Below are 10,068 nucleotides of genomic sequence, written 5' to 3'. Positions count from 1 at the left end.
TGGTGGTGGGTCGTGCGCGCGACGAGATCTTCAGTATCCTCTGCGTCGGCGGCGTCAGGTGTGTATAAGAGACGGTGCTGTGGGCGCCGCGCCCGCGGCACCCACAGCAGCCCGGCGAGCGTCGCCGGGATCGCGAGCAGGCCGAGCGGCAGCCGCCAGGACGCGTCGAAGAGGTCCTCGACCGGCACGGCGAACCCGGACGACAGCGACGCCCCAGCTGTCACCGCGAGCGTGTAGACGGCCGTCACCGTGGTGATGCGGGACGGATGGTCCCGCTTGATGATCGCGGGCATCGCGATGTTGCCGATGCTGATCGCGACCCCGGCGACGAGCGACCCGGCGAACAGCGCCGCGGGCGCGTCCACCAGCCGCAGCACCAGCCCGCCGACGAGCAGCGCCATCGCGCTGACCAGCAGCGTCTCGCCGCGCGGCGCGCGCGGCAGGAACGCCGCGACCAGCCCGTAGGAGCCGAAGAAGACGAGCGGCAGCGTGGTGAGCGCCCCCGCCGCCGTGCCGGACAGCCCGAACTCGTCGCTGATCTCGGTCAGCAGCGGCCCGACCGCCGCGATCGCCGGCCGCAGGTTGACCGCCATAAAGACGATCATGAGCAGCGCCCCGGCCAGCCCAGCCCGCCGCGCCGTCACCCCGCCTCCCCGTCGAGCGGAGCGCCGGGTTCCGGTGGTGCGGCCTTGTCGAGGAGGGTCTCCAAGGCCGCGAGGGTGGGTTCGACGACGGCCGCCGCTGCCGTTGCGGCGGCCTGTGGGTTGGCTGCTGCGATTGCGTCTAGTACGGCGCGGTGGCGGGCCGGGCCTGCTTCGGGGACCTCGTGGTCCAGGCGGATCGCGCGCATCGACTCGTGCAGCCGGTCGATGAAGTACCGCATCGCCTCGATCAGGACGGGATTGCGGGACGCCTCCGCGACGCCGAGGTGGAAGCGCGCGTCGGCGGCGCCGAACGCGTCCGGCTCGGTCGCCTCGTCCCGCGCGCGGAGCAGGTCCTCCAGGCGCGCCAGGTCCGCGTCGGTGCGGCGGCGGGCCGCGAGCCGGGCCGCCTGGACGTCATAGGCGAGTTGCACCTCGAACACGTCCCGCGCCGACGCCCGCGCCACCCGGCGCAGCAGCGGGTGCGGGTCGGCGCCGCTGCGTACGTACGTCCCGTCGCCGCGCCGCACCTCCAGCACCCCGACGTGCGACAGCGCCCGGATCGCCTCCCGGACGGCCGGACGGCTCACGCCGAGCTGCGCGGCCAGGTCCAGCTCCGCCGGGATCCGCTCGCCGACCGCCCACGAACCGTCGCTGACCTGCGCCTGGAGCTGGTCGAGGACGGCGTCGACCGTCGATCCGCTCGCAACAGGACTCAACCCCACCGAACCCCTCCCAAAGTAAGACGTCAGACATCTTACGAGGGCCGGACATCACGGACCCGCGGTGGCCGCCGGGAGGGGTCTCGACGACCACCGCGGGCTCGGACAACGTCCGCCGGGCGGTGTGGGGACATGGGAGCCGTCCCGGCGGGCGTCGCGTTCTGGATGCCGCGAAGACTCAGCGCGGCCTGCGCCGGCCGCGCTTGTTGTGCCTGGCCCGGACCGGGGCCTTGCCCAGCCGCTCGGCCCGGCTCTTCCGCGCCTCGGCCAGTTCCTTCTCTCGGACGGCCTCCTCGCCGAGGCGTCCGTACTCCACGCGCGCCGTGACCTCGCGGTGCGTCACCGACGGCGCCGGGTCGCGGCGATTGCGCTGGGACGGGCTGCCCTTGATGATCCCGCCCTGCACCGGCCCCCGGTTGGGTATGCCGCCCATCGGGTGGCGGCTTCGCGGCCGCACGCGGGACGCCGTCAGGGTGACCGCGACCCAGAAGATGACCGCCAGGAAGATGACGGGAGGGCCGATGTACAGGAACCAGCGGTCCCCGACGCCGCCGCCAGGAGGGGCGTTCGGGTCCGGGTAGCCGGCGAGCACGGTCAGCGCGGCGAGCATGAGGCGACACCTCCTCGCCCCCGCCTGTACCCGCCGTCAGGCGGTTAACCGTCGGGTAACCGCGGCGTGCGTCACATGCCGCGCGACTGGGAGATGGAACCCGAGGTGGCCAGCGTGAACGTCCGCATCGACTCGGCGAACTTCGACAGGTCCCACTCGGCCGGGCCCTCGTACCAGTAGAGGTTGTCGGCGCCCTGCTCGCCCGCGTCCTTGACCGTCTCCGCCCACTTCGGGACGGTGTCGAACACGACCGCGTACGGCAGGAACCGGGAGAACAGCGCGATCCGCTGCCGGGACGCGGCGGCGTCGCCGTCCGGGATGGCGCCGCGCTCCAGGAACGCCCGGAACCCGATCGTGTGCGCGAGCACCGTGGCGCCGCGCGCCGTCTTCGCCGGCATGTACTGGCCGCCATAGGCCAGCGCCGCGCCCGCGATGATCAGCGCGAGGCCGGCCAGCGCCCACTCGGTGGTGAGCGCCAGCGCGACCGTCCCGGCGATGCCGAGCAGCGTGACGAGGATGCCCGCGAGAGTCCAGCGGGACCGGACGGTGTCGGGGCGCCGCGCGAACCAGCCCTGCTTCACCACGTCGTCGTACATCGCGGACCTGACCTGCGCCAGCTTCGTCGCGAACGTCCCGCCCAGCTCCGACAGCTTCACGGCCGCGCGGCCGGACCCGTCGGGGGCGGTCAACAGCGCGTCCAGCAGGATCCGCTCGTAGGGGAGAAGGTCGACCTGGGGACGGTCGAGGCGGCGCAGCGTCCAGTCGAGGCGGCCGGTGACGGCCCGGTCCTCTTCTTCGATCAGCAGGTAGCCGCGGACGGCGAGGTCGACGATCGTCGCGGTCACGTCGATCACGTCGGCCTGCTCGTCGATCAGTGTCCCGATCTGGCCGGGACGGACCCCGTCCGGCGGCTCGAACTCCGCCCCGGCGAGCGGCGCCTGGTCGCCCTCGGCGGCCTTCTTGCCGACGACCCGCGCGTCCCGTCCGCGCAGCAGGTAGAGGGCGATGACGCCGCCGACCAGCAGCACCAGCAGGCCGGCGAGCGCGCCGCCCGTCACGCCGTTCACCGAGAACGCGGTCGCGACCGTGTGCCGCCGCTCGTAGATCGCCTTGCCGCCGGTCGTGCCGGCGGGCAGGCCCGCGACGACCGTCACGTACTCGCCGGGCAGCATGCCCTGCTGCGCGTAGACGCCCTGCGTGTGCGTGTGGTTCGTGTAGTACTGCGTGCAGCCGATCGTGCTGCCGATCGGCCCGGTGAAGCAGTTGACGCTGCGGATCATCGCGCCGGCGTCCACGGTCGCCTTCGCCTCGTCCAGCGGGACCTTCCAGCCGCCGATCACCGGCCAGCGCAGCTCCTCCGCCGCGCCCATCGGGGTGATCGCGCCGCGCAGGTCGTACTCCAGCACGACGGTGCGGTCGCCGGTCAGCTCCTTCGCGCCGCTCACCTCGACGGTCGTCTTCAGCCCCTCGCTGGACGTGCTGACCTTCGTCGGCCCGCCGTCCGGGCTGCTCGCCCGCAGGTTGCCGAGCTTCCAGACGCGGTCCTCGCTGAGGCTCTCGTGGCTGCGGGTGCGGAACGTCCGCTCGAAGCCCTTGCGGCCGGCGAACCGGTAGACGATCGTCTCCTTGACCTTGGTGACGCCGCCCTGCCCGGCGGTGAGGACGACCTCGTCCTTCAGCACCCGCTCCGACGCCGCGACCGTCCCGGCCCCGGCGCTCTCGGCCGCCGCGGACGGGGAGGTCAGGACGGGGATCAGTGCCGCGGCCGACACCGTCAGGACGACCGGCCGGAACCGGAACAACGCCGCAAGAGCAGACATGGCCGCAAATAGTATCGGCAACGCGTGCGATGATTCTGCGCTATGGCAGGTCATTACCCCCCGCCGCCCCCTCCGCCGCGGCCACCGGCACCCCCCTACGGCCGGCCGCCGCACGGCGGACCGCCCTACGGAGGGCCGCCGTACGGCGCGCCGCCCCCGCGAGGACCGGGCTACGGGCCGCCTGCCTACGGGCAACCGCAGTACCGGTACGTCCCGATGCGCCCGCCCCCGCGCCGCAGCGCCGGCGGGACGATCGCGGGCATCTTCGGCGGGCTGACGGCCCTCGTCGTCCTCGCGATCCTGGGGCTCTCCGTCCTCGGCGGGACGCAGAGCGCCACCGGCGGCACCCGGGCCCCGACCTCGTCCGGTGGCGGCAACTCGGCGCTGTCGGCCAAGGAGAAGGCCACCAACAGCCCGCTGTACAAGACCGGTTCGCTGACGTCGGTGAGCTGCCGGCTGCCGCGCATCCTGCCGTCCGCCGAGTCCATGCGGCAGTTCATGGACACGTTGAGCGACTGCCTCGACTCCGCGTGGTCCAAGCAGTTCCGGAAGGCCGGGATCCGGTTCGACAGGCCCAACCGCGTGTTCTGGGTGGATCCGGGACGCAGCCCGTGCGGCACCTACCCGGCGCCCGGCGCGTCCGCGTTCTACTGCCCGGCGAACAACACGATGTACGTCGGGCTCAAGCACGTCGTGGAGACGTCGGGCGGCGAGCCGCTGTCCAACTACGCCGTGTACGCGCGGGTGATCGCGCACGAGTACGGCCACCACGTCCAGGATCGCGCCGGGATCCTCCTCTACGGGGACCGGCAGATAGAGAGCGGGAGCACCGCGACCGGCAACGCGGCGAGCCGCCGCATCGAGCTGCAGGCGCAGTGCTTCGCGGGCGCGTTCCTCGGCTCCGAGCGGTCCACGCTGCCGATGACGCGGGAGCAGTACGTCGCGATGATCACCGACGTGCGGGGACGCGGCGAGGACCGCAAGCCGGTGGACGAGCGCGACCACGGCTCCGGCCGGCACTACGCGGGCTGGGTGGTGACCGGCTTCAACGGCCGCGACCTGACCGTCTGCAACACCTGGATCGCCCCGCCGTCCAAGGTGAGCTGAGCCCGCCCGAGTTGAGTCCTTTACCCATGCGCGGCTGAGCACCGGTACTCATGACCGGGGCGCGGGCGCGCCGCAGACTCGTGGCATGACGACCTCGAAGCCGCCCGCAGCCGCCGGCACCACCGCGTTCTTCGTCCAGGCCGTGATCTCGTTCGCGGTCTCCAGCACCGCCGTCGCCGTCGGCGTCGCGTACCTGCCCGTCAGCGCGTGGGTCCGCGCGTTCCTCGCGATGGGCCTGCTCTACGTGATCACGTCGACGTTCACGCTCGCCAAGTGCGTCCGCGACAAGCAGGAGAACGAGGCCATCACCAACCGCGTCGACCAGGCCCGCCTCGACAAGCTGCTCGCCGAGCACGACCCCTACGCGACCGCCAACCTGTGACGCTCCGCCGAGCCCGGCACCGTCCTCCCGACGGCGCCGGGCTCCGACTTTTCCGACCTTTCTGGCATGTGAGGCGATTCACCACGAAGTGCTAGCTAGACCGCTTGCAATTGCAAGCACCATGACGCAGGGTGGAGTCATGGCAAGTTCGAAGGTCGGCTCCATCGGGGAGTACATCCGGGAACAGCGCACGCGCGCGAAGATCTCGCTGCGCCAGCTCGCGGACGTCTCGGGCATCTCCAACCCGTACCTGAGCCAGATCGAGCGCGGCCTGCGCAAGCCGAGCGCCGAGATCCTGCAGCAGATCGCCAAGGGGCTGCGGATCTCCGCCGAGGCGCTGTACGTGCAGGCCGGCATCCTTGAGGACCGCGAGGCCGACACCGACGTCCAGGCCGCCGTCCGGGCCGACCTCCTGCTCACCGAACGGCAGAAGCAGGTCCTGCTCGACATCTACGCGTCGTTCCTCAAGGAGAACGAGGCCACGGGAGTGCTCGGCGCGGACTTCGCCGACGCGGCCGCGCCCGAACCGGCGGCGCCGGACGGGGCGGCACCCGAACCAGCAGACCACGCACAGAACGGAAAGGAAGAGGTCGGATGACGCTGGCCAGCAACCTGCGAGAGAACAAGGCCGTCTACGCCGTGGCCGGCGCCGGCGACTTCGCGGTGGAGAAGCTCCGTGAGGTCCCCGGTCAGGTGGACCGCTACCGCGGCCAGGTCCGCGAGACCGTGGACCGCTACCGCGGCGAGGTGTCCCGGTACCAGGAGCGTGTGGACGCCAAGGACCTGCCGGGTGCGGCGGTCGCCTACGCCACGCACTTCGGCACCCGCGCCTCCGAGATCATCGACGAGCTCGCCGAGCGGGGCCGCAAGGTCGTGAACCGCGAGGCCGTCGAGGTCGCGGAGATCACCGAGGCCGACGCGAAGCCGGCCCCGAAGGCGCGCACCACGCAGCCGCGCCGGACCACCGGCACCACCGGCGCCACGCGCCGCACCACCGCGAAGAAGTAACGGCACCGCCGAACGGAACCCGGCCGGGAACACCCGGCCGGGTTCCTTCGTCTGTTCCTACAGGCTGCCCGGGTGGACGGTGCGCATAGGGTTGGGGCAGACGAACGCCGTGTGCGCGACGAGGAGTCGCCGTCCGAGACGAGCAGGAGCGCAGATGTCGGGCTTCAACGTGGTGGACTACTTCTTCTGGCTACTGCTGATCATCGCCTTCGTGATGGAGGCGTGGGCGCTGATCGACTCGGTGACCGTGCCGACCGGCGCGTTCTCCGCGGCCAGCAAGTGGAGCAAGAAGATCTGGACGATCATCCTGATCGTCGCGACCGTCGTCGGCGGCGCCTACGCGATCGCGCCGGCCGCGCTCGGCGCCAGCCCCATCGCGCTGCTGCTCGGCATCCTGCCCGTCGCCGCGTTCATCGGCGCCGCGATCTACCTGGCGGACGTCCGTCCCGCCGTGGCGCCGTTCAAGAAGAACAACGGCGGCCGCGGCGGTTCCCGATCCGGCCCCTACGGCCCCTGGTGACCTCCACCGTGAGGTCATGAGCGACACCCTCGGACGCACCACCCGGCTGGAACTGCACGATCAGGCGCTGCGCGAATGGGAGGCCGTCGTCCTCGACGCGGGACCGGACGGCGTCGTCCTCGACCGCTCCGCCTTCTACCCGGGCGGCGGCGGCCAGCCCCCGGACCACGGCGTCCTGCTCTGGCAGGGCGTCCAGACCCGCGTCGCCGGCGTCCGCAAGGGCGACGACCTCGTCCTGATCCCCGAGGAGGGCGACCCTCTCCCGCCCGCCGGCACCGTCGTCCAGGGCGCCGTGGAGGACGAGCGCCGCACCGCCCTCATGCGGACCCACTCCGGCCTGCACCTGCTCTGCGGCGTGGTGTTCCGCGACTACGGCTGCCTCGTCACCGGCGGCAACATGGAACCGCTGGCCGCACGCATGGACTTCGACCTCCGTGAGGTCCCGCCCGGCTTCAAGCAGGCCGTCGAGGACGCCTGCAACGCCGAGGTCGAGGCCGACCGCCGCATCGACATCAAGACCCTGCCGCGCGCCGAGGCGTTCGGCATCCCCGACATCATCCGCACCGCCACGAACCTCGTCCCGCCCGAGGTGCGGGACGTCCGGATCGTCGACATCGTCGGCCTCGACACGCAGGCCGACGGCGGCACCCACGTCGGCTCCACCAAGCAGATCGGCCGCATCACGGTCGCCAAGGTCGAGAACAAGGGCCGCGGCTTCCGCCGCCTCCGCATCAAAATCACCGATTAGTCATGGACGACGACACTTTCACTGAGCGCCTGCGTGCGCAGACAGAGGAGTTCCGTGCGGCGCTGGCCGCCGGTACCGTCCCTGCCGGCACCTTGTCATCCATCGCGATGACCTCGACCGCTGGCGTGTGACGGACGTTACCGTGGCTACAAAGTTGCAGGTGTTGTAATTCTGTAGCGATCGGTGTTCGCTGCGAACATGGCGGGCTTTCTGGAGGCGCTCGGGCGTCTCTGCGTGCGGCGGCGGCGCACTGTTTTCGAGTTGTGGGTCGCCGTGATGCTGGGCACCGGGGTGCTCGGGATCATGCACGGGGGCGTGTTCGTGCAGCAGAGCACGCTGCCCGGCACCGAGACGCAGCGCGCCATCGACACGCTCGCGCAGGACTTTCCGGCGATGACCGGGCCGACCGCGACCGTCGTGTTCCACGAGACGCGCCAGGCGAGCCCGGCGGACTGGCGGGCCGCGCTCACGATCGGCCAGTCGATCGAGAACATCGGGAAGCTGAAGCGGGTCGCGTTCGTCGAGAACCCCTATGTGCCGGGCATGGGCGGGCTGAAGGACGACAACGCGGTCGTCGTCCGGCTCAACTTCACCGGGACGATGAGCGACGTCGGGCACGCCGACCTCGACGCGCTGAACCGTGCCGTCGAGCCCGCGCGGCTGGCCGGGCTGGACGTGAAGTTCGGCGGCATCGTCGCAATGATCCTCAACCAGCCGAAGGGCGGGCCGCAGGAGGGCGTCGGGATCGTCCTCGCGCTGGGCGTGCTGCTGCTGGCGTTCGGGTCGTATCTCGCGGCGGGCATCCCGATCCTGGTGTCGCTGTGCGGAATGGTCATCGCGTATTCGCTCATCCATTTCTCGGCGTCGTTCTTCCAGATCGCGCCGACCGCGCCGATGGTCGCGGCGATGCTCGGCATCGGTGCCGGAATCGACTACGCGCTGTTCATCGTCACGCGTTACCGGCAGCAGCTCGCCGAGGGCGACGACGTCGAGACCGCGGTCGGACGGGCCATGGCGCATTCGGGGCACGCCGTGGTGTTCGCGGGCGGCACCGTCGTGTTCGCGATCTGCGGGCTGTTCCTGTCCGGGATCGAGTTCGTCGGAACCATCGGGATCTTCACCGCGCTCGCCGTCGCCATCATGGTCGTCGCCGCGCTGACGCTGCTGCCCGCTGTTCTGGGCGCGCTGGGGCACCGCATCGACCGGTACAAGCTGCCGCGCGTCCGGCCCGACCGCAGTTCACGCCGCTGGATGGCGTGGGGGCGGCACGTCGACCGGCACGCCTGGCCTTACGCGATCGTCGCGACGCTGGTTCTGCTGACGCTTTCCATCCCGACGCTGAGCCTGCGGTTCGGCGTGATGGCGGACAGTATGGCGTCCAAGAAGATGGAGGCGCGGCAGGCCTACGACATCGTCGCGAGTGAGTTCGGCGCCGGCCATTACAGCCCGTTCGTCGTCGTCGCGAAAGTGCCCGGCGAGGAGAAGCGCGCCAAGCCGAAGCGGGTCGTGCCCACGGTGGACGGACGCGAAGGGCTCACCGGCCTGACGAAGCCGGCAGCGCCCGCGCCCACTCCGTCACCGGAGCCGGCCCTTCCAAAGGGCGCGCCGGACACGAGCAAGAAGCCCGACAAGGACGCGGTGCTCATCGCGCAGGAACTGCAGAAGCGGCTTTCCGAGGCGCCCGGCGTCGTTTTCGTCGGGGAACCCATCGTGACCGGGAAGACCGCGATCCTGCGGGTCACACCGCGGGACGCGCCGCACGCCCAGTCGACCACCGACCTCGTCCACCACCTGCGGGACGTGGAGATCGCCGCGGTGCGGGACGCCCATCCGGGCACCGAGATCTACCTGGGCGGCGAGAACCCGGCGATCATCGACCTGGCGTCCACGGTCGGCGACCGCATGCTGACCGTCGTCATCGCGGTCGTCTGCGTGGCGCTGCTGCTGCTCGTCATCGCCTTCCGCTCGATCGTCGTCCCGGTGAAGGCCGCGCTCATGAACCTGCTGTCGATCGGCGCCTCGTTCGGCGTCGTCACGGCGGTGTTCCAGTGGGGCTGGGGGATCCGGCTGCTCGGCGTCGACCAGGCCATCCCGATCATGTCGTTCATCCCGCTGTTCATGTTCGCGCTGATCTTCGGGCTGTCCATGGACTACGAGGTGTTCCTGCTGTCGCGGATCAAGGAGGAGTACGACCGGACGGGCGACCCGCACGAGTCCGTGGTGACCGGGATCGGGGCGACCGCCCGGCTCATCACCTCCGCCGCGCTCATCATGATCTTCGTGTTCGCGAGCTTCGTCCCGCAGCCCGACCCGACGATCAAGATGATGGCGCTCGGCCTCGCGGTCGCCGTCGCGATGGACGCCACGATCGTCCGGCTCGTCCTGGTTCCGGCGCTGATGAGCCTGCTCGGGCACGCGAACTGGTGGTGGCCCGGCCGGTCCCGCCCGACCGCGCCGCCGCCCCCGGAACCGGTCGCCGAGCAGTTGGAGCTGGAGCTGACGAGCTGACT

At 71.2% G+C, this 10,068-nt stretch carries 12 protein-coding genes; 8 read left to right on the top strand and 4 right to left on the bottom strand.

Annotated features, from left to right (window positions below; translation table 11 throughout):
* From HUX53_RS12820 to HUX53_RS12805, 4 genes are all read right to left on the bottom strand, one after another.
* On the bottom strand, positions 1–644 hold a 644-nt coding region (locus HUX53_RS12820; protein ID WP_369009198.1), incomplete at its 3' end, for an MFS transporter.
* Complete coding sequence (locus HUX53_RS12815; RefSeq protein WP_176403396.1) at positions 641–1,360, bottom strand: FadR/GntR family transcriptional regulator; 720 nt, start codon at positions 1,358–1,360, stop codon at positions 641–643. The genes HUX53_RS12815 and HUX53_RS12820, both read right to left, overlap by 4 nt.
* A 181-nt stretch (positions 1,361–1,541) precedes the next feature.
* Positions 1,542–1,973: a hypothetical protein gene (locus HUX53_RS12810; protein ID WP_176403395.1), complete on the bottom strand. Its 432-nt coding sequence runs from the start codon at positions 1,971–1,973 to the stop codon at positions 1,542–1,544.
* A gap of 71 nt (positions 1,974–2,044) precedes the next feature.
* Positions 2,045–3,793, bottom strand: a complete 1,749-nt coding sequence (locus tag HUX53_RS12805; protein ID WP_176403394.1) for a DUF2207 domain-containing protein — start codon at positions 3,791–3,793, stop codon at positions 2,045–2,047.
* Positions 3,794–4,009: 216 nt separating this feature from the next.
* Between HUX53_RS12805 and HUX53_RS12800 the strand changes: the two genes are divergently transcribed.
* The 8 genes from HUX53_RS12800 to HUX53_RS12770 all read left to right on the top strand — a co-directional run bounded on the left by HUX53_RS12800 (position 4,010) and on the right by HUX53_RS12770 (position 10,066).
* Positions 4,010–4,900, top strand: a complete 891-nt coding sequence (locus tag HUX53_RS12800; protein WP_176403393.1) for a neutral zinc metallopeptidase — start codon at positions 4,010–4,012, stop codon at positions 4,898–4,900.
* 85 nt (positions 4,901–4,985) lie between these two features.
* Complete coding sequence (locus tag HUX53_RS12795; protein ID WP_176403392.1) at positions 4,986–5,282, top strand: YiaA/YiaB family inner membrane protein; 297 nt, start codon at positions 4,986–4,988, stop codon at positions 5,280–5,282.
* A gap of 139 nt (positions 5,283–5,421) precedes the next feature.
* Complete coding sequence (locus tag HUX53_RS12790; RefSeq protein WP_176403391.1) at positions 5,422–5,880, top strand: helix-turn-helix domain-containing protein; 459 nt, start codon at positions 5,422–5,424, stop codon at positions 5,878–5,880.
* Entirely contained in the window at positions 5,877–6,290 is a 414-nt protein-coding gene (locus tag HUX53_RS12785; protein ID WP_176403390.1) for a hypothetical protein, read from the top strand. The genes HUX53_RS12790 and HUX53_RS12785 overlap by 4 nt, the downstream gene beginning before the upstream one ends.
* Before the next feature lie 154 nt (positions 6,291–6,444).
* Entirely contained in the window at positions 6,445–6,810 is a 366-nt protein-coding gene (locus HUX53_RS12780) for a DUF2516 family protein (protein WP_217919377.1), read from the top strand.
* A gap of 16 nt (positions 6,811–6,826) precedes the next feature.
* The gene (locus HUX53_RS12775; RefSeq protein WP_176403389.1) at positions 6,827–7,558 is read left to right on the top strand and encodes an alanyl-tRNA editing protein; all 732 of its coding nucleotides are present in this window, start codon (positions 6,827–6,829) and stop codon (positions 7,556–7,558) included.
* Between the two features lie 2 nt (positions 7,559–7,560).
* Complete coding sequence (locus tag HUX53_RS41060) at positions 7,561–7,689, top strand: hypothetical protein (RefSeq protein ID WP_255205200.1); 129 nt, start codon at positions 7,561–7,563, stop codon at positions 7,687–7,689.
* A gap of 67 nt (positions 7,690–7,756) precedes the next feature.
* A complete protein-coding gene (locus HUX53_RS12770) occupies positions 7,757–10,066 on the top strand; it encodes an MMPL family transporter (protein WP_176403388.1) in 2,310 nt (769 codons plus the stop codon).
* Positions 10,067–10,068: the final 2 nt, after the last annotated feature.

Source organism: Actinomadura sp. BRA 177 (genome assembly GCF_013372625.1).
GTDB lineage: Bacteria > Actinomycetota > Actinomycetes > Streptosporangiales > Streptosporangiaceae > Spirillospora.
Note: the sequence above shows the minus strand (reverse complement) of the source record. Positions and strands in the feature narration are given on the sequence as shown.